At 60.0% G+C, this 21,857-nt stretch carries 18 protein-coding genes and 1 tRNA gene; 11 read left to right on the forward strand and 8 right to left on the reverse strand.

The annotated features are described in order from the left end of the window. Positions 1-69: 69 nt before the first annotated feature. The 3 genes from QRN85_RS07215 (at position 70) to QRN85_RS07225 (ending at position 1,701) form a co-directional block, all read left to right on the forward strand. Positions 70-1,164: a 2'-deoxycytidine 5'-triphosphate deaminase gene (locus QRN85_RS07215; protein WP_284757291.1), complete on the forward strand. Its 1,095-nt coding sequence runs from the start codon at positions 70-72 to the stop codon at positions 1,162-1,164. A 55-nt stretch (positions 1,165-1,219) separates the two neighbouring features. After that, positions 1,220-1,293: transfer RNA gene (locus QRN85_RS07220), tRNA-Gly, on the forward strand. An 84-nt stretch (positions 1,294-1,377) separates the two neighbouring features. Further along, complete coding sequence (locus tag QRN85_RS07225) at positions 1,378-1,701, forward strand: BA14K family protein (RefSeq protein ID WP_284757292.1); 324 nt, start codon at positions 1,378-1,380, stop codon at positions 1,699-1,701. A gap of 74 nt (positions 1,702-1,775) precedes the next feature. Here QRN85_RS07225 and QRN85_RS07230 read toward each other — a convergent pair whose 3' ends face one another. Continuing rightward, positions 1,776-3,671 (reverse strand): glycosyltransferase family 2 protein, encoded by a 1,896-nt coding sequence (locus QRN85_RS07230; protein WP_284758797.1) that lies wholly within the window; start codon positions 3,669-3,671, stop codon positions 1,776-1,778. A 208-nt stretch (positions 3,672-3,879) separates the two neighbouring features. On the opposite strand from QRN85_RS07230, the gene QRN85_RS07235 reads away from it, so the two are divergent. Further along, positions 3,880-4,641: a transporter substrate-binding domain-containing protein gene (locus tag QRN85_RS07235; protein WP_350225071.1), complete on the forward strand. Its 762-nt coding sequence runs from the start codon at positions 3,880-3,882 to the stop codon at positions 4,639-4,641. 48 nt (positions 4,642-4,689) lie between these two features. Here the strand turns inward: QRN85_RS07235 and QRN85_RS07240 are convergent, their stop codons facing one another. Both QRN85_RS07240 and QRN85_RS07245 read right to left on the reverse strand, forming a co-directional pair. Next, entirely contained in the window at positions 4,690-5,358 is a 669-nt protein-coding gene (locus QRN85_RS07240; RefSeq protein WP_062586390.1) for a S24 family peptidase, read from the reverse strand. Between the two features lie 108 nt (positions 5,359-5,466). After that, entirely contained in the window at positions 5,467-6,117 is a 651-nt protein-coding gene (locus QRN85_RS07245; RefSeq protein ID WP_284757294.1) for a response regulator, read from the reverse strand. 224 nt (positions 6,118-6,341) lie between these two features. Between QRN85_RS07245 and QRN85_RS07250 the strand changes: the two genes are divergently transcribed. Together QRN85_RS07250 and QRN85_RS07255 are read left to right on the forward strand one after the other, a co-directional pair. Beyond that, positions 6,342-6,695, forward strand: a complete 354-nt coding sequence (locus QRN85_RS07250) for a DUF952 domain-containing protein (protein WP_284757295.1) — start codon at positions 6,342-6,344, stop codon at positions 6,693-6,695. Further along, positions 6,695-7,783 (forward strand): quinone-dependent dihydroorotate dehydrogenase, encoded by a 1,089-nt coding sequence (locus QRN85_RS07255; protein WP_284757296.1) that lies wholly within the window; start codon positions 6,695-6,697, stop codon positions 7,781-7,783. Before QRN85_RS07250 ends, QRN85_RS07255 begins: the two co-directional genes overlap by 1 nt. Before the next feature lie 505 nt (positions 7,784-8,288). Here QRN85_RS07255 and QRN85_RS07260 read toward each other — a convergent pair. Both QRN85_RS07260 and QRN85_RS07265 read right to left on the reverse strand, forming a co-directional pair. Beyond that, positions 8,289-8,786 (reverse strand): CAP domain-containing protein, encoded by a 498-nt coding sequence (locus QRN85_RS07260; RefSeq protein ID WP_113219180.1) that lies wholly within the window; start codon positions 8,784-8,786, stop codon positions 8,289-8,291. A 1-nt stretch (position 8,787) separates the two neighbouring features. Beyond that, positions 8,788-9,054 (reverse strand): DUF6460 domain-containing protein, encoded by a 267-nt coding sequence (locus tag QRN85_RS07265; RefSeq protein WP_062586396.1) that lies wholly within the window; start codon positions 9,052-9,054, stop codon positions 8,788-8,790. A 158-nt stretch (positions 9,055-9,212) separates the two neighbouring features. Between QRN85_RS07265 and QRN85_RS07270 the strand changes: the two genes are divergently transcribed. From QRN85_RS07270 to pdeM, 5 genes are all read left to right on the forward strand, one after another. After that, positions 9,213-10,157 carry a class I SAM-dependent DNA methyltransferase gene (locus QRN85_RS07270; RefSeq protein WP_284757297.1) on the forward strand — a complete coding sequence of 315 codons (945 nt, stop codon included), beginning with the start codon at positions 9,213-9,215 and terminating at the stop codon, positions 10,155-10,157. A 194-nt stretch (positions 10,158-10,351) separates the two neighbouring features. Continuing rightward, positions 10,352-10,963: a YitT family protein gene (locus QRN85_RS07275; protein WP_062587178.1), complete on the forward strand. Its 612-nt coding sequence runs from the start codon at positions 10,352-10,354 to the stop codon at positions 10,961-10,963. Between the two features lie 56 nt (positions 10,964-11,019). Beyond that, on the forward strand, positions 11,020-11,661 hold the full coding sequence (locus QRN85_RS07280; protein WP_284757298.1) for a YitT family protein: 642 nt from the start codon (positions 11,020-11,022) through the stop codon (positions 11,659-11,661). Between the two features lie 39 nt (positions 11,662-11,700). Beyond that, a complete protein-coding gene (locus QRN85_RS07285; protein ID WP_284757299.1) occupies positions 11,701-14,220 on the forward strand; it encodes a ligase-associated DNA damage response DEXH box helicase in 2,520 nt (839 codons plus the stop codon). 38 nt (positions 14,221-14,258) lie between these two features. Beyond that, the gene (gene pdeM / locus QRN85_RS07290; protein WP_284757300.1) at positions 14,259-14,987 is read left to right on the forward strand and encodes a ligase-associated DNA damage response endonuclease PdeM; all 729 of its coding nucleotides are present in this window, start codon (positions 14,259-14,261) and stop codon (positions 14,985-14,987) included. Positions 14,988-16,052: 1,065 nt separating this feature from the next. Here the strand turns inward: pdeM and QRN85_RS07295 are convergent. From QRN85_RS07295 to QRN85_RS07305, 3 genes are all read right to left on the reverse strand, one after another. Then, positions 16,053-16,874 carry a TIGR02186 family protein gene (locus QRN85_RS07295; protein ID WP_062586402.1) on the reverse strand — a complete coding sequence of 274 codons (822 nt, stop codon included), beginning with the start codon at positions 16,872-16,874 and terminating at the stop codon, positions 16,053-16,055. Beyond that, positions 16,871-17,797, reverse strand: a complete 927-nt coding sequence (locus QRN85_RS07300; RefSeq protein ID WP_062587180.1) for a sulfite exporter TauE/SafE family protein — start codon at positions 17,795-17,797, stop codon at positions 16,871-16,873. The genes QRN85_RS07295 and QRN85_RS07300 overlap by 4 nt, the downstream gene beginning before the upstream one ends. 202 nt (positions 17,798-17,999) lie before the next feature. Next, on the reverse strand, positions 18,000-21,791 hold the full coding sequence (locus QRN85_RS07305; RefSeq protein WP_284757301.1) for a peptidoglycan-binding protein: 3,792 nt from the start codon (positions 21,789-21,791) through the stop codon (positions 18,000-18,002). Between the last annotated feature and the right edge of the window lie 66 nt (positions 21,792-21,857).

Genomic DNA, 21,857 nt, shown 5'->3' on the forward strand with positions numbered 1-21,857 from the left:
TAACTCCGTTAACGACTTGCGTCAATGCCTTGCTTTTGGTTTTGTCGCCCATGAAAAAGGTGGTGAGCGATGACGAGAACAACAGGCATTTTGGCAGATGGAGCGATCCGCGAGCTGTTCCACGCCGGTCAGTTGACCAGCCAGAAGGCGCTGGATCGAGATCAGGTCCAGCCTGCCAGCCTGGACCTGCGTCTGGGTGCCAAGGCTTACCGTGTCCGGGCCAGCTTCATGCCCGGCCCATCCACCAAGGTCATCGAAAAGCTGACCCGCCTCAGCCTTCACGAGATCGATCTCAGCGAAGGCGCGGTGCTGGAAACAGGCTGCGTCTACATCGTCCCCCTGATGGAGGCGCTGGCGCTTCCGGCAGGCATGTCTGCTTCCGCCAACCCGAAAAGCTCGACAGGCCGCCTCGACATCTTTACCCGCGTCATCACCGATTATGCGCAGGAATTTGACAAGATCCCGGCGGGATATCACGGTCCGCTCTATCTTGAAATCAGCCCGCGCACCTTCCCTATCGTCGTTCGTCAGGGCTCGCGCCTGTCGCAGATCCGCTTCCGCATCGGCCACTCCGTTCTCAACGAAGGTGAGTTGCTGACGCTGCATGAAAACGAAACGCTGGTGGCAAGCGAAACCCCCAATGTATCGGGCGGCGGCATTGCCCTGTCGATCGATCTGCAGGGCTTCGGCGAACAGGGCCTGATCGGTTATCGCGGCAAGCATCACACCGCCGTAGTGGATGTCGATCAGAAAGCGGCGCATGACGTGCTGGACTTCTGGGAGCCAATCCATGCGCGGGGCCGCGCTGAACTGATCCTCGACCCGGATGAATTCTACATTCTCGTCTCCCGCGAAGCGGTGCACGTTCCACCGCTCTATGCCGCCGAAATGACGCCCTACGACCCGCTGGTAGGCGAGTTCCGCGTACATTACGCAGGCTTCTTCGATCCCGGCTTCGGCCACGCCAGCGCCGGCGGAACCGGCAGCCGCGCGGTTCTCGAAGTCCGAAGCCACGAAGTCCCCTTCATTCTCGAACACGGCCAGATCGTCGGTCGCCTGGTCTACGAACACATGCTGACCAAACCGGAAGGCCTCTACGGCACCGGCCTCGGCTCCAACTATCAAGCCCAGGGCCTCAAACTCTCCAAGCACTTCCGCGCCTGATAGACCCACAACAAACTTGACAGCCCACCACAACTGTCAGACTTTTGAATGCCATGCGGGTGTAGCTCAATGGTAGAGCAGCAGCTTCCCAAGCTGAATACGAGGGTTCGATTCCCTTCACCCGCTCCAGGCGTTCTTTCCCCTATATTTGCGATCTTGGAACAAAACTCCGTCGAGTAACGTTGGTTTTCCGAATAACAAAAGGAAGTACCGATGTTTAAGATGGTAAAACTGATGTCAGTGGCTGCCATGAGTGCTGGGTTTTGTGGCGTTACTTTTCTGCCTGCCCATGCATTGAGCGTCATTTCTCCGGCCTATGAGGAGCAGGCGCCCGCTGCCGCCGCCACTTACAGCCATCCGCCTGTTGCCTTTACTGGTGGCGTTGGTGAGGCCGCAAATTCCCAGGGTTTTGCGCTTTCTCCTAATGAGATTCAGCACGTTCGCTGGTGTGCGCAAAACTACACTTCTTATCACGCGACCGATGACACCATCGATAATGGCACGGGCGCTCGTACTGCCTGCAAGTCGCCCTACTGATCTTGCTCTGAGTTACGACTTCTGGAAGATATCTACCAAATTAGAAATATACTTTTGTTGATCTAGAAAATACTTCATTTATTCTTTTTGACGGGGCTGTGCGGCGTCTTGTTCCAGACGAAGGGCTTGTAGCGCAACTCATAGATCGCTCGCCAGGCCGCGAGCGAGATCATCAGCCAGTATGCCGGGGTCGCCAACCATTTGCTTCCCACCATGCTTTTCTCATGGTCAATCATGGCCCGACTGCCCATAAGCAGGAAGACGGCGTAGCTTCCAAGAATGTTGAGAAGATCGATTGTAAATAGCCAGAACTGGATCGTCGACAAGGCGTCCGGTCCCTCCGTCAGGATTGTCTTCGCCGTCAGTGCCACCGTCACGATGAACAATGGATGCGTGAGCGACGACAGGAGCATTCCACCGATGAGAAGCTGGAAGACGGCGTAGGCTTTCCAGCCCATTTCGTTGGCTACCCGCAGGGGAGATCGCATCATGACCAGCCACGTCTGCAGCCAGCCCTTGAACCATCGCGTTCGCTGGTTCAGCCAGACGGAAAACTCTGTTGGAGCATCCTCGAGCGTGGGGTAACTTATGACATCCGACTGGTGGCCGAGGCGATAGAGCCGCAAACCGAGATCTGCGTCTTCGGTGACGTTGAAGGGGTCCCAGGCCCCCACATTGCGCAGGACCGATGTTCGAAAATGATTGGAGGTCCCACCCAGAGGCATTGGCATCCTCATTTTTGCCAGCATGGGCAAAAGCCGCCGAAAAAGGGCTGAATATTCCAGGGAAAAGGACGCGGTCATCCACGATGTGTTGGCATTGCTGATAATGAGTGGAGCCTGCAAGCTTGCCAGATTGTCACAGCCTTGCTGAAACCGGGCGTAGGCTTCGCGCAATTGCTTGGGATGCGGGCGATCCTCGGCATCGTAGATGGCGGTGAATTCGCCGCGCGCGCCTGCAAGCGCATAGGTCAGCGCCTTGGGTTTTGTCCGGGGCAGGGATGGCGGCACCCGGATGATTTCGAATTGTGGACCGAGATCGAGCTGCTCGATGGCGGACAGAGTACCAAGGTCATCTGCTTCACAGACAAGCTTGACGTCCAGCTGCGACTTGGGCCAGTCCAGCCTGTTCAGTGCGGTGACAAGCTGCTCAACGACTGTTTCTTCGCGGTAGAGTGCGACCAATACGCTATAGACCGGCAAAGCTTCATCGTCGTGCTTTTCGACCAGCGCCAGGGTCCGGCGATCGGGCTTTGCGCGCAGCGGTGCCAGCTTGAAAAGGAGGGCACTCATGTAAAGCACGGCGGTAACGATGTGCAGCAACTGGAAGGTAAGCGTGGGTGCCGCAATGAGTGAGCCCAGAAAACAGGTCGCCCCCACACCCAGCAGAAAGCCCTGCTTGCCGTGCAGGGTAATCCGCGCCGAGTATAGAGGGGTCTTGTCGAAGAGAGCATGGATCGTCTGGCGCGTTCGGCGTCCTTCCCCGGCCTTCCAGACCGCCTGCCGGAGCGCAGAGGGAGTGGTGACAACAAGGTCGCCAGCCAGATCGGGAGTGGCTTGAAGCGCCCGCTTCAACCTTGCGATGCTTTGCAGATCCGGCACGATGGCCATATGGGGCATGGCATCCTGAGGCGACAGCCGCACCATGCGCGTATCCCGAAGTTGAATATCGAGAGACGGGGTGTCCACGATAACGGCATGGTCCAGCTCGGCCACGAAGGGCAGCCGCAGGAATCGTGCAAAGGCCCCGAAATAGGCATCTTCAGTGACAAGACCGCTCGAGAGAAGCTCCGCCTCGAATGTCGAGCCGTGGAGAGACGCCCGTCTCGAAAACATCTCGATATAGGGTTTGCCAAGACCAAGCGTTTTCAGGAAAGCTGCATCGTCGCTTTCCGGCACATCAGCATCGGCATACGACAGGGAGCGACTGTCGAGTGGCTTGAAAGCAATAATTTCACTTTTCACAAGCATCGCATTACGCGATATTTGTGTATATTCGTCGAATTGCGACATACGCGTTCCCGGCCGCTGCCTGCAGCGGCACCCTATATCCCCGTAACGGATGTTATATATGCGCTCTTGGGCTGCACTACTAAAATTAACGGGTATTTTCATCTACTCGACCGTTGTTGCGCCGTCTAACGGGCTGGCCGCGGAAAACCTGCCTGATGCCGGTCGGCTGCCTGTTCTGTTTGACGCGCAGGAGCGGCTTCCGGGCGCGGACCTGTCCAAGGTTCCGCGTGTTCGCTTCCTGATGTCGGTGGATTTTCCGCCTTTCAATTTCACCGATCAGGACGGCCGCCTGGTTGGCTTTCATGTGGATCTGGCGCGGGAAATCTGCGCGCAGCTGAAAATCGAGAGCAAGTGCCAGGTGCAGGCGCTGCCCTTTGACGAGTTGGAAGCGGCGGTGGAAATGGGCGAGGGTGAGGCTGTCATGTCCGGCATCGCCTCCAGTGCGGATTTGCGCAAGAGCTTCAGCTTCACCAGGCCTTACATTCTTCTGCCCGCTCGTTTTGCCGTCAACAAATCCGCGAGACTGGAAGGGCAATCCGCCGCAGCGCTCTCCGGCCGCAAGGTTGGCGTCATCATCAATTCCCGCCACGAAACGATGCTGAAGGCCTTTTTTCCCAAGGCCGCAGTCAACGGCTTCGATGGCTATGAACCGATGTATGAGGCTTTGAAGACGGGAAAGATCGACGCCGTCTTTGCCGATGGGCTGCGACTTCCATTCTGGGTCGCGGGCACGGCTTCGGAAGGATGCTGTGCCATGTTCGACGGCCCCTATATGTCGGATCGATTCCTCGGTGAGGGCTTCTCGATCATGACGGTCGATCCCGAAAACAAGCTCGTTCCGGCGTTCGATCAGGCGCTTGCCGCATTGTCGCGCAACGGGCGACTGGAGGAAATCTACCGCCGCTATTTCCCATACGGCTTGTTCTGAGCAGTTTATCGGGCGTAGAGCGTCCCATCCGGCACGGGCGCTCCGGAACTATTGGCTGGCCCAGATGATGCGGGCCACCCACTCGACATCGGCGAGATCGAAGCTCCGGTTGGGGTGCTCGGGGTTAAGCGAAAAAAGCTCGATTGTCTTTGCCGTCTGGCGGGCCAGAACCTTGGCCATGACTTCACCGTCGCGACTTTTCACCACCACGCGGTCACCGCGCCGAACCTGCGCGCCGGGCTCCACGATCAGCACATCGCCATCGCGATATAGCGGCATCATGCTGTCGCCCTGAACCTCGAGTGCATAGACACCGGGCCTGTTGGCAGGCGAGGCGGGAAAATCGACAACATCCCAACCCTGGCCGGCGGGAAAGCCGCCATCATCGAAAAATCCACCGGACCCTGCCTGGGCAAAGCCCAGAAGCGGAATGGACCCCATTTGCGGCGGGAAGTTGCCCTCCGGTATGGTGTTGTTCCTGTGGGCATGGCTTAGCGCAAAGCCAAAGAACTGGTCGATTGTCGCGCCTGTCGCTTCCAGCACCTTGGAAATCGATTCCGTGGATGGCCAGCGCTGGCGCCCGTCCGGCCCCTGACGTTTGGATTTGTTGAAGGATGTCGGGTCAAGCCCGGCCTTGCGCGCCAGGCCCGAAGGAGACAGCTGGTTACGATCCGCAAGGGTATCGATGGCGCTCCAGATATTTTCGTGTGACAGCATGGTTAACGGCCCGGGTGGAGCGGCGTCGTCACGCGGCTCTTCAGCAACTGCCGAAATTTACCCAAAGCCGAACCAAGAGTAAAGTGCAAAAGGAATAAAATCCTTGTATCAGGCCACAAGCGTCGACATGGTAATCTTGGAAAGCTGAATGACCGCCTGCGTGCGACTGTCCACTTTCAGTTTCAGCAATATGGCCGAGACATGCGCCTTGATCGTGGCTTCCGAAACGCCAAGCTCATAGGCAATCTGTTTGTTGAGCAAGCCTTCGCCCAGCATCGAAAGAACGCGGCTCTGCTGCGGGGTCAGCGTCCTCAACCGGCTGATGAGATCCGCCAGCTCGGGGTCGTGCTCCTGTCCGGATTGGCCGTAAACGGGCATCCATATGTCGCCTTCCAGAACGGCGCGAATGCCGGCGCGCATGTCCTCGATGCCTGCGGATTTGGAAATGAAACCGGATGCACCGAGTTCTATGGCGTGGCGCATGGTCGCCGGGTCGTCGGTTGCCGAAACGATGACGATGGGCAGACTCGCAAATTCTGCCCGAAGCGACATCAGCCCCGAAAAGCCGCTGACGCCGGGCATGGCCAGGTCAAGCAGCATAAGGTCTGTGTCTGGGTAACGCTTGGCGGCGGCCTTCGCAGCGTCGAAGTCACCCGCCTCGACAATGGTGTTTTCGCCCTCAAGCCCGCTTACCGCCTGCCGCAAGGCGCCGCGAAACAGAGGATGGTCGTCTGCAATGATGATGGTGAGTTGTGACATGCCGCGCCCCCTCCCAAGAGCATTTCATGTTCGCCTCATATTTTGGCGCAGTTTCCCTGTGCGTCAAGTCTCCACATCCAAGGATTGCGCCAATTTCCCCGCGAATTCAAGCGCTCAATTAGCCACTCACCTCGGCCTTGCCGCAATGGCACAAAAATCTGCGTGAAGTGATGGACAAGCAGGGTCATTTGCGGCAAACCCCAACGCATCTGAAGGAGATGCCGATGAGTGAAACGCCCCCCGTCATTTACAAGATCGTGGATGCCGCCTTGTGGCGGGAAGCTGCGGAAACGGGTGTTTTCATGGGCGCGGCCATCGATCTTCAGGATGGCTATATTCATTTCTCCACAGCGAGCCAGCTGCACGAAACCGCGCGCAGGCACTTTTCCGGCAAGGACAATCTTGTCCTCGTTGCCGTGGATGGCGGTGCGCTTGGCGACAAGCTGGTTTTCGAACCTTCGCGCGGCGGTGAAGATTTTCCGCATCTCTATGCGCCCCTGCCATTCAGCGCGGTCCTTTGGGAAACACCGCTCACCCTTGATGACGATGGCGCCCACCAGTTTCCGGAGATTGCATGATGAGCGGATTTTTTTCCTCGATCGGTCGCCGTGGCCTGTTTCTGATGGATCCGGAAGTGGCGCATGGCATGTCGATCGCTGCGCTGCGTTCGGGCTTCATTCCCACCTGCCATGTGCCGCATGATCCGCGCCTGCAGCAGACGGTGGCCGGCCTTGTTTTCCCAAATCCGCTCGGCATGGCTGCAGGCTATGACAAGAATGCGGAAGTGCCGGGTCCGCTGCTCAAGCTGGGCTTCGGCTTCACCGAAATCGGCACGGTTACGCCGCGTCCGCAATCGGGCAATCCCAAGCCGCGCATTTTCCGTCTCGTGGAAAATGAGGCGGTCATCAATCGGCTGGGCTTCAACAATGAAGGTCACGCGGCTGCTCTGGCGCGCCTCATGGCAGCGGGGCTGCGCGGCATTGTCGGCGTCAATATCGGCGCCAACAAGGATAGCGAAGACCGTGTTGCGGATTACGTGAGGGGCATCGAAACCTTCTCCTCCGTTGCCTCCTATTTCACGGCCAATATCTCCTCTCCCAACACGCCGGGCCTGCGTGACCTGCAGGCGCGGGAAAGCCTGTCGGCACTGTTAAAGGCCGTTCTGGAAGAGCGCGATGCACAAGCGCAAAAGCTCAACCGCCGCCTTCCCGTCTTCCTCAAGATCGCGCCCGATCTGACAGAGGAAGGGCTGGACGATATAGCAGCCGAAGTGCTGGCGCATAATCTCGACGGCCTGATCGTTTCCAACACAACGCTGTCTCGCAACGGGCTTCGCCCCGGCGCCAACAATCAGGAAACGGGCGGGCTCTCCGGCAAGCCGCTGTTTGATCTCTCCACCACCGTGCTTGCAAAAATGCGCAAACGCGTCGGTCCCCACCTGCCGATTATCGGCGTGGGCGGCGTGTCCTCCGCCGAATCCGCACTCGAAAAAATCCGCGCCGGGGCCGATCTCGTGCAGCTCTATTCCTGCATGGTCTATGAAGGCCCGGCACTGCCCGGCCGTATCGTGCGCGGGCTGTCGACCTTGGTCGAGCGTGAACGCGTCGCCAATATCCGCGAGCTGCGCGACACCACGCTCGACCGCTGGGCCGACCGGCCACTCTAGTCCCCAAACCACCACCTTCACGCCGTAGCGCCCACCCCACCCCCCGTCACCCCGGACTTGATCCGGGGTCTAGTGGTGCGCGTCTGCGCTCCGGGAGATGTGTTCGTTCGACAGCCCCGTGGTTAGGGTCCTCTCGCCTTGCAGACGCAAGGCGGCTGGATCCCGGATCAAGTCCGGGATGACGGAGGAGAGGTGGTGCAGAGGTCGTCCACGCAGACGTGGTGCCTCCGGACGCCTAAGAGAGGGAGTGCGGAGGTGGTAGACGGAGGCAGCGTTGTGTTGACGGTAGTCTTCAAAGAATTGAAGCCAAATGAGCAAGGTCGGTCGGCTGCGGAGATCGAGAAAGCGTATAGGCCGACCTCAACCGAATACCGTCACGCCCCCCCCGTCACCCCGGACTTGATCCGGGGTCCAGCGGGCGCGCGTCTGCGCGCCGGGAGACCTCTTCGTCCGGCGCCTCAGAGTCCGACCTGCGACAACCGCAGTCACCTATTGGCGCGCGTCATCACCGACACAGCACCATGGCCCAATAGGGCCGGTTCTTCGCCGCCGCATCATAAGCGACGGCCACTCCCAGTCCACCGTAATTGCCCAGCATGTTCTCCAGATGGTGCGGTGAGCCAATCCAGGCCTTGACGACACGCTCGACGGTATCCTGTCCGGCGGCGACATTTTCCGCGGCGGGCAGGGGCACGCCGCCATCTTTCATGCGGATGAGGAAGCTGTCGGTGAGGCCGATGAGGTGCGCCATTTTCTGGGCCTTGACCATGCGGTTGGCCTGATAGGCGGCGGCCTGCTGGGCGGCGCTGTTGGCAGAAAGCGGCGAAAGTCCCTTCGAGCGGCGAAGCTCGTTGACCATGGGCAGCGCTGCTGCAGTTTCATCGCGCGTGCCGGCGGCCACGCCCTTGTTGGTGGGGGTAGAGACGCAGGCAGACAGCGCGGCACCGGCGGAGACGAGCACGAAACCGCGTCGCGAAAGCGTGAAGACTGAAGGCTGGGTCATATTATCGGCGGAAGCTCAAAAGGCGCAGGATGATGAAGACGGGCACGACGATGACGGCACCTGCAAGCAGGTAATCGCCGATGCTGCCCAGCGCGCGGAAACCGGTGTGCCATAGGTCGAGCACGAAATCACGCAAGCCGTAAATGATGTTCCATGGCGTCAAGCCGAACACAGCCATGACGAAACCGACGATCAGCGACACGACGAGCAATTTGACGATTGTCCGCGCGACACTATCACCCAGCACCTTATCGACCTCACCGGCCATAGCAGTTCTCCTAAATTCCGGCCAAGACATATGAAGCATCGCCGCACTATGCAAGCTTCAGCGCTTCCCCGGCACCATATTTGCCGCTGCCATGAAATAGGACTTGAGTTTTTTTATGGCTTGAGGAAAGACAGCGCACCTCTTTCAGGGATTTGCGAATGGCCTCAAACCAGTTTTCCTCCGGCGATGCCATCGCAGACCGGCGCGCCGATTATGCCCGTATGCTCGCCGAAAGCGGAGATAACGCGGCTGCTGCGGAATTGATCGAACAGGCGCTGGAACTTGCGCCATCCTGGGCCGCAGGCTGGGTAAAGCTGGGGGATTATTGCCAGAAGGCCGGGCAGCGGGAAAAGGCCATTGCCGCCTATGAGACCGTGGACCGACTTGACCCCGAGGGCATTTTTGCCGCGTCCCTGAAGCTTGCCGTGCTGGGGGCGGCGGAAACGCCGGAACAGCCGCCAAGTGCCTATGTCGAGGGCCTTTTCGATGATTACGCCGATCGTTTCGAAACATCGCTGGTCGAAAAGCTGGAATACAGCGTGCCGCAAAAACTGGCGGCGCTGATCGAAACCGCCAGACCGGCCAGCGGGCAGTTTGCCTGCATCGTCGATATCGGCTGCGGCACCGGCCTGCTCGGCATGGAACTTCACGCCTGGACGCAGCGGCTCGAAGGCTTCGATATTTCCACTAATATGCTGGCCAAGGCCGAAGAAAAGGCGATCTATCACCATCTGGCGCAAGCCGATCTTTCGTTGCCTGCGGACACATCCGGCCTTTTTGCAGATGGCCTTGTTCCCCACCGCGCCGATCTGGTCGCGGCTGCCGATGTCATGATGTATCTGGGAAGCCTCGAAACCGTCATGCCGCTCGTCAATGCCCTGCTTTCACCCGCTGGCGTCTTTGCCTTTTCCGTTGAAGATGCGGGAGCCGGTGACGGCTTTGTGCTGCAGCCATCGCTTCGCTATGCGCATTCGGAAACCTATGTGCGGGGCCTGCTGGCCTCTGCGGGTCTGAAAATCATCGATATACAAAAGACGACCATTCGCAAGGACGCTGGAAAACCCCTGTCCGGCATTCTCTTTCTTGCCGGAAAAGCGGCCTGATCTTTTCATTTCTTGCCATTTTGGCAATAGGTCAGCCTTGCTTACGTATCGCTCTTGATACGAAGCGTGTTGCAGTGCAAAATATGGCCTATCAGCGCCTCCCCCTCGTCATGATCGGGCGCGGCGATGCACTCTCACACATTCTTTCTGGTTTCGGGGTAGCGCGCATGGCATTCACAAGAAGCGTCTATGGCATGTGGAGTGTCGATCCGGCAAAGCACGCGCCGGTCGAAGACATTCAGGGTATAGTCACCGGCAGCATCGTGTCGGCCCTTGGGTTTTACCTGCTGGCCAAGGTTGGCCTTTTGACCGGTGGCACGGCGGGCGTTGCCTTCCTCATCCATTATGCCTTTGGAATAAGTTTTGGCCTGCTGTTCTTTCTCGTCAATCTGCCGTTCTACTACCTTTCCTTCCGTCGGCTCGGTCTTGCGTTTTCGCTTAAGACCTTCATTGCCATCGCCCTCGTTTCGGTGCTGACAGAGCTTGAGACCCGCTGGATGGTGGTGGAAAGCATCAACCCGCTCTGGGCCGCGCTTCTGGGCGGTCTGTTGCTGGGTTATGGGCTTCTAGCGCTTTACCGTCACCGCGCAAGCCTCGGCGGCATCGGCATTCTCGCCATCTACATACAGGATCGCTTCGGCATTCGGGCCGGTCTCATCCAGCTTGCATTCGACAGCTGCGTCATGATTGCCGCCTTCTCGATCATCAACCCGCAGACGGTGATCTACTCCATCGTGGGCGCCTTCGTGCTCAACCTGTTCCTCGCGATCAATCACCGCTCGGATCGCTATATCGTCGTGCGTTGATCTCTTGAATTTTTACCCGCTACAGCGCAAAGAATAACAGGCATTGCGGGGTGATCATGAGCGACATAGCAGAAAGCAAACGTATCCGTTTCTGGGCATCGACGCCTGATCGGCATTCCGTGGTAGAGGATGCGCAGGCGGTTATAGCGGGCAGCATGTTGGCGTCGCTCGGTGTCGTCCTCCTGTCCGGCGGTGGCCTGTTGACGGGCGGCGTGGTTGGCGTCGCCTTTCTTTTGCATTATGTGACCGATATCAGCTTCGGCCTTCTGTTCTTTCTTGCCAATGTGCCCTTTTATTTTCTGGCCTTTCGGCGGCTTGGGCTCGTCTTTACCATCAAGACATTCTGTGCTGTTGCGCTCACCTCGCTGCTGTCGGAATATCTCCCGCAGCTTATCGTGCTTGAGAACGTCAATCCCATCGTGGCTGCCCTGTTTGGCGGGCTGGTAGTTGCGGCCGGAATGCTGGCGTTGTTTCGCCACCGCACCAGCCTTGGCGGCTTCGGCATTCTGGCGCTCTATCTGCAGGATCGCTTCGGCATTCGCGCCGGTCTTGCGCAACTGGCCTTCGACTGCACCGTCCTCGTCTGCGCTTTCTTCGTCGCAACGCCTTTCATCATTCTCTGCTCCATCCTCGGTGCGCTGGTGATGAACCTCGTCATTGCCGTCAATCACCGCAATGACCGCTATATCGCCATGTGAGGCCCTTCTTTTTCGCCAGCATTTCACTACTTTAGTGCTGTGACACACACCGAGCCCCCCAGTTCCGGCCTAGATGTCGGCACCCTGCCTTTATCCTTCCAGAAATGGTTCGGCGAAAAGGGCTGGAGCCCACGCGCCCACCAGCTGGAACTATCCGCTCGCGCTCGGGGTGGCGAAAACATGCTGCTGATTGCGCCGACCGGTGCCGGCAAGACGCTGGGCGGCTTCATGGCATCGCTGACTGATCTCGCAGAGCGCGGCAAGGTACCGCCGGGGTCTGCATTCGTTGGCGTCCACACGCTCTATATCTCGCCGCTGAAAGCGCTTGCCGTCGATATCGAGCGCAACCTGATGAAGCCGGTATCGGAAATGGGGCTGCCCATCTCGGTCGAGACCCGCACCGGCGATACGCCGCAGGCCAAGCGCCAGCGCCAGAAGCTGAAACCGCCGGATATTCTGCTGACGACGCCGGAACAGGTCTCGCTACTGCTCGCCAACAAGGAAGCCGAACGCTTCTTCAAGGACCTGAAATATGTCGTGCTGGACGAGCTTCACTCGCTCGTCACCTCCAAGCGCGGCCATCTCCTGTCGCTCGCCATTGCCCGCATTCGCAAGCACGCGCCATCCATGCGCACCATCGGCCTTTCCGCCACCGTCGCCGACCCCATGGATCTGCAACGCTATCTCAGCCCGCAACGGGAGGGCGAACCCACCGCCGGTCTCATCACCGTCGATGGCGGCGCAAAGCCGGATATCGCGATACTCGGCACGGAAGAGCGCATTCCATGGTCCGGCCACTCGGCCCGCTATGCCATGCAGGACCTCTATCCGGCCTTGAAGGCCCACAAGACGACGCTGATCTTCGTCAATACCCGCTCGCAGGCTGAGCGCATTTTCCAGGAACTCTGGACCATCAATGACGACAATCTGCCGATTGCGCTGCATCACGGCTCGCTGGATGCCGGCCAGCGCCGCAAGGTAGAAGCGGCCATGGCCGACAACAAGCTGCGCGCCGTCGTCGCCACATCCACGCTTGATCTCGGCATAGACTGGGGCGATGTCGATCTTGTCGTGCATGTCGGCGCGCCCAAAGGTGCAAGCCGCCTTGCCCAGCGCATCGGCCGCGCCAATCACCGCATGGATGAGCCCTCCAAGGCCATTCTCGTTCCCGCCAACCGCTTCGAGGTCATGGAGTGCCGGGCAGCGCTCGATGCCAATTACATCGGCGCGCAGGATACGCCACCCATCGCCGAAGGCGCGCTGGATGTGCTGGCCCAGCATGTGCTGGGCATGGCCTGCGCCGAACCCTTCGATGCCGATGAGCTCTACCGCGAAGTCACGACAGCATCGCCCTATTATGGCCTACCGCGCGAGACCTTTGATCGCGTGGTGGATTTCACCGCGACCGGTGGATATGCGCTGCGCACCTATGAGCGCTACGCCCGCATCCGCCAAACGAAGGAGGGACTCTGGCGCGTTTCAAACCAGCAGGTGGCGATGCAATACCGCCTCAACCTTGGCACCATCGTCGAGGCCGCCGAACTCAACGTCCGCATGGTCAAGCGCAATGCCAAGGGCACGGTCGGGCGTGGCGGCATGTCGCTCGGCAAGGTCGAAGAGTATTTCCTTGAACAGCTGGTGCAGGGCGATACTTTCCTGTTTGCGGGCAAGGTACTGCGCTTCGAAGGCATCAGGGAAAACGAATGTCTGGTCAGCCAGGCCTTTTCCATGGACCCGAAAATCCCCTCCTATGCGGGCGGCAAGTTTCCGCTTTCCACCTATCTGGCGGATCAGGTCCGCTCCATGCTGGCCGATCCCGCCCGATGGCACGCCCTGCCGGATCAGGTGCGCGACTGGCTGGCCATCCAGAAGGAAAAATCCATCATCCCCAAGCGGGATGAGCTTCTGGTCGAGACCTTCCCCTTCCGCAAACGCTTCTTCATGGTCATGTACCCTTTCGAGGGGCGGCTGGCGCACCAGACGCTCGGCATGTTGCTGACGAGACGGCTGGAGCGGGCCGGAGCCAAGCCCATGGGCTTCGTCGCCACCGATTATTCGCTGGCCATCTGGGCGCTGGAGGACATGGGCAGACGTCTGCAATCGGACCGGCTTTCGCTCACCGACCTGCTGGACGAGGATATGCTGGGCGATGACCTTGAGGCGTGGCTGGACGAATCCTTCATGCTCAAGCGCACCTTCCGCAACTGCGCCATCATCTCCGGCCTCATCGAGCGCCGCCATCCCGGCAAGGAAAAGACCGGGCGGCAGGTCACGGTGTCCGCTGATCTTATTTATGATGTTCTTCGCAGCCATGAGCCCGATCACATCCTGCTGGAAGCCACGCGTCGCGATGCCGCAGCCGGACTTTTGGACATTGGCCGTCTTGGCGATATGCTAAGGCGAATCAAGGGTCACACCACCCATTGCGCTCTGGAGCATGTTTCGCCGCTGGCCGTGCCGGTCATGATGGAAATCGGGCGCGAAACCGTGGCCGGTCAGGCGCAGGATGATGTGCTGGCAGAAGCGGCCGATGAGCTGATTGCGGATGCGATGTCATGATGCATCGGGCGCAAGGACATGAAGGACAAAACCGAGACGTGCTGAGCCGACTTGCCTTAAGCGACAAATTTGCCACCGGCTTTGAATGCCTCGGCTCGGAAACCGCCATCAATGGCGTTGCCGGCTGGTGCGATCCGCTGGGCGGGCTTTACCTGCCAGATCTGTCGCTGCTGGTCGTCTCCGATCTTCACCTTGAAAAAGGTGCGGCCTTCGCCCGTCGCGGGCGCCTGCTGCCGCCATACGATACCATTGCAACGCTCAAGATCCTGTCCTCGCTGATCATCCGCTACGATCCGAAGATCGTCGTCAGCCTCGGCGATAATTTCCATGATCGCATCGGCTCGCAGCACCTGCCGCTGCCGCTTCGCGATCTCATCAAGGACATGGCCAAGGGCCGAGAATGGATCTGGATCAACGGCAACCATGATCCCGATGGCACGGTCGATCTGCCGGGCTCCTCCAGCGACGAATTGTTTTACGGCAATCTCGTCTTCCGGCATGAGCCGAAGCTGGGCGCATCCGCTGGCGAAATCGCCGGCCACCTCCACCCCGCCGCCACCGTGCGCCGCCGCGACAAATCCGTGCGCCGCCCCTGCTTCGCCACCGACGGCACCCGCCTCCTCATGCCCGCCTTTGGGGTGTTGAGCGGCGGGCTCGACCTGCGCCACAAGGCCATGAAGGGCCTCTTCGACCACACCTCGCTCGTTGCGCACCTCATGGGTCGCGACCGAATCTACTCTGTGCGATTTGGAAATCTGCTGGGGTAATCGGCGGGCTTCGGCCCTCAGCGCAACCAAAGACCGGGTCACTTCCTCTCTGCGGCTTTCAAACGAGGTCTGCGTACAACAGGCATCGCAGCAGCGAGCAAGAGGCAGGGCGCAAAACACGAAATAATCACGATAAATCAACGCCTTATATATTACTCTGCAAAAAAACCTCAAAATTCTTTCTGCATTTCATTCACACCCTCTGCACCTGAAGCACAATTCTCCCGTTCCGCCCTCGGATACACCGCAAGGCGTTGCGGCGAGGCGGGATCGGCGCTGGTGGGCGGGGGGCTACGCATCCTCTCGGTCATCGGGGTCGAGCAGCAATCCCCCCGGCGGCAACGGGAGGAGGGTGACGCGGTTTCGGACCGGCCGTGTCGTCTTCCCGATGCCCGACCTGGTTGCGTGGATGGCGTCGTCAGGCTGAACCACAGTCTGAAGTCGCCCTTCCCTGTGCCAGGAGCCTCGCCGCCGGGTGTACCGACAGCTCATCGTCCCTTGGTCGAACGCGACCATGTGGATTGAAGCGAAAGTCAGGCGGTACACAGGAAGATGCTGCATCTGCCCCGCATCGTCATCGACGGTGCGGACGGATCGCAAGGGATGCATCTGGCCGGGGCTGGCGGGTGAGGACCTTGCGGAAAACGGATCGCTCCGGTCCGCGCCTTGATTTTTCGGCGCGGGCAGAGGCGAAGGCAGGTGTGGCTGAACTGGCAGGGTGCCTTTCCGCAAGGGATGGCACCACCCGGATGGGAAGGGTCGGGCCTTGGCAATGTCCGACCGGCTCTCCGGCAAGGTTTTACCCTTGCCATCCGGTGTCTGCCAGCCGTGGCAAGTGGATTGCTGTTTGGCCAAAAGAGCCGAACGGGGCGCTGAAAGGTGCCACTTATAGACTACCCAACGAGGCAGCTTGCAGCGCCCCGTCCGACATACCCATGACCGCAAATGGTCAGGGGGCCAGAGAATGAAGCATCCCACGGGCAGCCTCTGCCGCGTGAACGGCGAAGCTTGGAATAGAGGTTGCCGGGTTTTTTGACAGGATTTGACGGAAGGACGGATGCGCGTTCAATCGCGTCTGAACAGAAGGCTTGCGCCCCAGCCGGTTATGACGGCCAGCAATACGCACAGGATACCATAGACGATGGGAGTCTGGTGGGCGGCATCGGTGATGGCCTGTTCCATGCCTGTTTTCACCACGCGCAGCCGCAGTTCCTTTTGCGCAACGGGTGCTCCGCTCTTGAACAGATAGGCGCGGGCGGTGTGTACGCCATTTGGCACATTGGCGGGCAGGCGCAGCGTGGCCCAGAAGAGGCCGGTGCGTTCCAGTCGAACGCCTGTCGTGTCGTTGCGATAGATGCCGCTGGAAAGCTTCAGGCGGCGATAGGCTTCCTGAAAGTCGTAGACATTGTCCGGCACGCCGGAAAACACGGCGCTGCGCAGCGGCAGATGTTCCACCCCAAGACCCATGGCGGTCAGCGTTCCGGCGGTGGCAATGTCCTGAATGTTGCGGGTGCTGGCCATGGAATAGGATTCCGGTAGCGGCGCGAAGGTTATCGCACTGGTGTTGATCCAGATGCCTGCGACCCGGCTTTTCTTGCGCACGGTGGAATATTCATTCGGGCCCTCCAGCGTCACCACGATGTCGTACTGGCCGATGGCCAGCAGCAGCTGGTCGGCATTGTTGAGAGCGCCGAACATGGTGAAGTCGGCGCCGCGAAAATCGGACGCTATGGAGATTTCGGTGGTCGAGGCGCCGATCTCGATGTTTTCCTGCAGGGTGCGAGACTGCCCCGACGCATCCGGCGAAATCGCCAGCGGCGGTGTTTGCGCAAAAGCCGTTCCGCAAAGCGTGCAAAAAAGGGTGGCAAGCAGGGCGCTGCGGATCAATAGCCCAGCCCTCCCACGGCGACGGAAAACAGATCGTCCGGTTTGATGACGAGGGTGATTGCAAGCCTGACGCCGACCGCCAGAACCAGAAGCGCCAGCAGCGCGCGCAGCTGTTCGCCGCGCAGTTTCTGGCCCACGCGCACACCATATTGCGCGCCGACCACACCCGCCAGCATCAGGATGAAGGCCAGCACGATATCGACGGAATAGTTCGTTGCGGCCTGAACAATAGTGGTGTAGGCGGTCACGAAAATGATCTGGAACAGCGATGTCCCAACCACGACATTGGTGGGAATGCGCAAAAGATAGATCATGGCGGGCACCATGATGAAACCGCCGCCAACGCCCATGACCGAGGTCAGAACACCGATGCCGAAGCCGAGCACGATGATGGGGATGACGCTGAGATAGAGCTTCGATTTCTTGAAGCGCATCTTAAGGGGCAGGCGGTGCACCCAGTTGTGGTGGCCGGGACGGCGAAGCGGCACCGTCTCGTTGCGGGCGGTGCGGCGAATGGCGGAAATGCTTTCCTTCAACATCAGCGCGCCGACGGTGGAAAGCAGGATGACGTAAAGCAGCGAAATGATCAGGTCCAGCTGGCCGATGCTGCGCAAGAGCGTAAACAGCCAGACGCCGAGCGTGGCTCCGCAAAGGCCGCCGATCAGAAGCACGGTTCCCAGCTTCACATCCAGCGTGCCACGCCTGAAATGGGAGATGGAGCCCGATACCGAAGAGGCGACCACCTGGTTTGCGCCGGTTGCCACGGCAACCACGGGCGGAATGTTGTAGAAGATCAGAAGCGGGGTGATCAGGAAGCCGCCGCCCACGCCGAACATGCCGGACAGAAAGCCCACAGCCGCGCCCATGCCGAGAATGATGAAGATATTCACCGAAAGTTCTGCAATGGGCAGATAGACAGTCACATCAGGACCTCGGGCATCGTTCCGTGCAAAAAGGCAAAGCCGCCTCAAGGCGGGCTTCACCACGAATGGGGTGGTATCGGTCGAGAAATGGCAAAGGCAGAAGCCTTGCGACCTTCCACTGTTCATGCCCATGGTGGGCATGACTGTCAATTATTCAACGGGAAATACGTTGATAATTTGGAAAGATCGGCAAACTGCCGGATTACTTGTTGCGAGCCAGCAACTCGGTAACCAGCTCATCGGTAATGCGGCCGTCCGGTGTGTGACCGATGGACTTCTGGAAGTCCTTGATCGCCAGAACCGTGTTGCGGCCCAGCTTTCCATCCGGCTCGCCCGCCTTGAAGCCATTGTTGTTCAAGATGGCCTGGATGTTGCGGATCGCCTTCTGCATGTCGACGGATGAGGTCTTGATCTCTTCGCCGCCTGTCCATTCCGCTGGCGGGTTGACCGAGTTCGCATCATCATTGAGCGGGGTCACCTGCCAGGCATTGACAGAGGCCTTGGCGGTATCCAGCTGCGCGGGCGTCATGGCCTTGGCCACGTCGTCGCGCTTCTGGCCGGCATCGGCATCGCCATCACGGGCGGCAATTGCAAACCATTTGTAGGATTCTTCAAGGCTCCGGGCCACGCCGCTGCCACGCGCATAGAGAATGGCAAGGTTGAACTGGCTGTCGCGAACGCCGAGGTTGGACGCGCGGATGAACCACTCTGCCGCCGCATTGAAATCCGGTGCGCCTGCCGCGTCGGAGGCGAGCAGGACGGCCAGGTTGTGCATGGCGCCCGCATTGCCCTGATCCGCGGCCAGCTGGTAGTACCGCTTGGCTTCGGACAGGTTGCGCTCGACACCATTTGCCTTCTCATACATGTTTCCGAGGCGATACTGAGCCGGTGCGAGGCCCCGGTCTGCCGCAAGCTTGTACCACTTGGCAGCCTCGGCACGGTCGGATGGAACGCCGCGGCCATCGGTGTAGCGTGCGCCGATTTCAAAAAGTGCCAGCCGGTCGCCCTTGGCAGCTGCGTCCGCCAGGGACTGAGGTACAATGCCTGCCGGAACGGCAATCGTTTCGGCTGGTTGAGCGGCTGCTTCCTTTTTGAACTGGGCCTGCGATGCGTCGGAGACAGCGGTTGCGGGCTGCAGGTGCTCCACCACGCCGGTGGACCGGGCGGCTGGCGCAACCGAAATGGTCGGCGTTTCCTGCGGAAGGCGCGCGCCGCCAATCGGCCTTGTGTCGATCAGATGATCGCCCTTGTCGGCTTCGGCCTGCATCCGTTCGCCCGCAGCAATGGCGTTTTCATCCATGGTGCTGTCAGAGGGAAGCGTCACGGCAGGGTCGACACCGGCGGGCTTTGCCTCGACCGGTACAACGGAAGCAGCCGGTGCTTCGACAGGCGCCTGGGCCGGTGCCGGTGCAGAACCGCTCGATGCTGGTTCGCTTGAGGATGGCTCGGTGGTGAGGGCGGGCGGGGCGGTCTCGCTACCGACGAGCGACTTGATCGCAGGCATTGCCATCATGGCCAGAAGGATGGCACCGATGCCCAAAAGCAGGGGACGGCGGTAACGGGAAAGGGCGGAGCCTTCCTTTTCGGCATTCGTCGTCTTGGCACGCGGAGAACGTTGCGCGGCACTCCGGTCGGGCACGCTTTCCTGCGCTGCGGCCTGGGCAGCACGGCGGGCGGCCGCAATGAAGTCGGCACGGCTGTCGCCCTCGACGGTGCCATTGCGGGCAGCGGCGGTCTGGCTGGCGCGCACACGCTCGAGAATCTTCTTGATGTCAGGCGCACCGGAGCCGGGCTCCAGCAGCTCGGTTTCCATGTCCGCCTGCAGCGTGTCGACGGGGTCGAGTGCCGGTGCAGGATCGATCTGCTGGCGCTGTGAAACCTTCGGCGCTTCTTCTTCCTGCGTCTTGGCGGCGCTGGATTTGAAGCGACGGGTCAAACCTGAGAGAATGCTGCGTTTTTCAGGAACAGCCGTCTTTTCTGCTTCGGGCGGCAGCGGCGCATCGGCAAGCAGCGCGGTCTCGGCGTCTACCGCTGTTTCAAACGAAGAACGGTCGTCCCTGGCAATCAGCCCTTCTGCCGGAAAGGTCGCGGCAGGCATACGTGCCACGCTTTCATAAGCGGCCCAGTCATCTGCCGGAAGCGATGCGGATTGTGCAGTCGTCGGGCGATTGTCGAGCGTGTCGAGACGTCCGGCAATCTGGACCAGCGTTTCATGCAGCGCTTCGAAAGTCCGGTGCGTGCGCTCTTCCGTGTTGCGGCTGAGACCTTCCAGCTTGCGCAGATCATTGGCAAGCTCGGTGAGGATGACCATGTCCGTATTGCTGGCGGTCTGCGCCAGATTGTTGCGCGTATGCGCCTCAAGAACAGCTTCCGCCGCCTGACGTGCAGCCTCGATGATATATTCGTCGCTGGACGCCATATAGTCTTCGATATTGGCCATGCGCCGGTCGAGTTCCGGCGACATCTCGCCAGCACCAGCCGCGGGTGCTCGGGTCTCATCCAGCTTGGTGGCAATGTCGCTCAGGCGGTCTTCGAGGCGCTTGAAGGCGGTGTCGTAGGACGCGTTGGACGGCGCGGCAGGCTTGGCTTCGATCTCTTCGATGCGCCGCGCGATTTTTTCCAGCCGCTCGGCCAGCTTGTCGTTGACAGCGCCATTGCCGAGTTCATCGATCTTGCGGGAAATCTCGGTCAGGAAGGAGGTCAGTTCCGGCTGGCTGGACGGGCGCTGCGAACGCTCCAGAAGCAGCGAAAGCTGATCTAGCCGCTCTCCCAGTTGCGAGACGCTGCGGTCGGTAGACAGCTCCTCGATGCGGGTCGTCAATGCATCCAGACGCGCACCGAGTGCGTCCGCTGGCTTTTCCTTTGCCTCTGCTGCGCGCTTCAACATCTCGATCTGCGAGGTGAGACTTTCCAGCCGGTCTTCCAGACGCTCCGCCATGGAGGTGTCGAAGGAGGAGGCCGCGCGGCTTCCCGTCGCGGATATCGCCCGGCTGATTTCGTCAAGACGCTCGTCCAGACCGGAGAAATGTTCGCCAAATGCCTGTTCGTTCGGCTGGATGTGACGGCCCAGCTGCTCGACTGCGCTGGCGATGGTCAGCAGTTTTTCTTCGAGTGCCCGGACGGCAGAGGAATTGCCGCTCATCGAACCCAGCTGGCCCTTGATATCGTCCAGTCGGTAAGCGAGTGAAACGATCTCTTCCTGCAGCGGAGCGGTGTCGAAACCGCGCAGCGTGTCGTTGACGCTATCGAAGCGCTGCTCCATGCGGTGCATACTGTCTTCGCGCGCTACCTGGTCCATCAGGCTGCGCAATTCCTCGAATTCGCTGCGAAGGGCCTGCGCATCCGGCAGGGAGCTTTTACCCATCCGCTCGATGCTGGCCGCCAGCCGCGCGACGTCCTCGCGAATATCCTCGGCGAAATCCTGGTTTTCGGCAAAGGAGCGAATGTTGCGCAGCTCAGAGCGCACACCCTGCATTTCGCGGGCAACGCCTTCGGTAATCTCGTGCTTCAATTCCTGACGCAGGCTGACCAGTGCTTCCGCCACTTCGCGCAGCGCCGCATCACCCTGACTTGGCGCTGGCGGTGCCGCACGCTCGATACGGGCCGTCGGGCGTGGCCGTGAAGCTGGAATGGCTGTGGAGGAGCGATAGTCACGCTCGACATAGCGGCGGTCATGATCGCGCTCGCCAACCATGTCAGCGCCGCGCGCGGCCTCTACCTGCTGTCGCTCCCATCGGGCATCGAGCGCCTGCTGGCGCTGCCGGATTTCGTTGACCGGATCAAAACGCGGCTTTGCCGGCGCATGGGCCGGGCTATCCTGAAATGCGGGGCGATCGCGCTCGGAGCGCGTAGAATGATTGTCATAGGACGGGCGAGCGGCCTTCGCGCCCAGAAGATCCTCGATACGGGCCTCCAGGCCTTCAATGGTGCGGTTAAGCGCGTCCAGAGATGATCTGTCGTTTTGACGATGGGAATTCGATCGTAATCCGTTCATCTTCCTGCTCGCTTCGTCGTTGCCCGGTTTGCCTGTCTCGCTGCCCATGGGGCCGTGAAACACTGA

The organism is Agrobacterium sp. fls2-241-TYG-188a, from assembly GCF_030209845.1.

Bases quoted from the DNA above. Each gene is read 5' to 3' on its own strand.
- QRN85_RS07215 (WP_284757291.1), top strand. From the start codon at position 70: ATGACGAGAACAACAGGCATTTTGGCAGATGGAGCGATCCGCGAGCTG.
- QRN85_RS07225 (WP_284757292.1), top strand. From the start codon at position 1,378: ATGTTTAAGATGGTAAAACTGATGTCAGTGGCTGCCATGAGTGCTGGG.
- QRN85_RS07230 (WP_284758797.1), bottom strand. From the start codon at position 3,671: ATGCTTGTGAAAAGTGAAATTATTGCTTTCAAGCCACTCGACAGTCGC.
- QRN85_RS07240 (WP_062586390.1), bottom strand. From the start codon at position 5,358: ATGCTGTCACACGAAAATATCTGGAGCGCCATCGATACCCTTGCGGAT.
- QRN85_RS07245 (WP_284757294.1), bottom strand. From the start codon at position 6,117: ATGTCACAACTCACCATCATCATTGCAGACGACCATCCTCTGTTTCGC.
- QRN85_RS07250 (WP_284757295.1), top strand. From the start codon at position 6,342: ATGAGTGAAACGCCCCCCGTCATTTACAAGATCGTGGATGCCGCCTTG.
- QRN85_RS07255 (WP_284757296.1), top strand. From the start codon at position 6,695: ATGAGCGGATTTTTTTCCTCGATCGGTCGCCGTGGCCTGTTTCTGATG.
- QRN85_RS07260 (WP_113219180.1), bottom strand. From the start codon at position 8,786: ATGACCCAGCCTTCAGTCTTCACGCTTTCGCGACGCGGTTTCGTGCTC.
- QRN85_RS07265 (WP_062586396.1), bottom strand. From the start codon at position 9,054: ATGGCCGGTGAGGTCGATAAGGTGCTGGGTGATAGTGTCGCGCGGACA.
- QRN85_RS07270 (WP_284757297.1), top strand. From the start codon at position 9,213: ATGGCCTCAAACCAGTTTTCCTCCGGCGATGCCATCGCAGACCGGCGC.
- QRN85_RS07275 (WP_062587178.1), top strand. From the start codon at position 10,352: ATGTGGAGTGTCGATCCGGCAAAGCACGCGCCGGTCGAAGACATTCAG.
- QRN85_RS07280 (WP_284757298.1), top strand. From the start codon at position 11,020: ATGAGCGACATAGCAGAAAGCAAACGTATCCGTTTCTGGGCATCGACG.
- QRN85_RS07305 (WP_284757301.1), bottom strand. From the start codon at position 21,791: ATGAACGGATTACGATCGAATTCCCATCGTCAAAACGACAGATCATCT.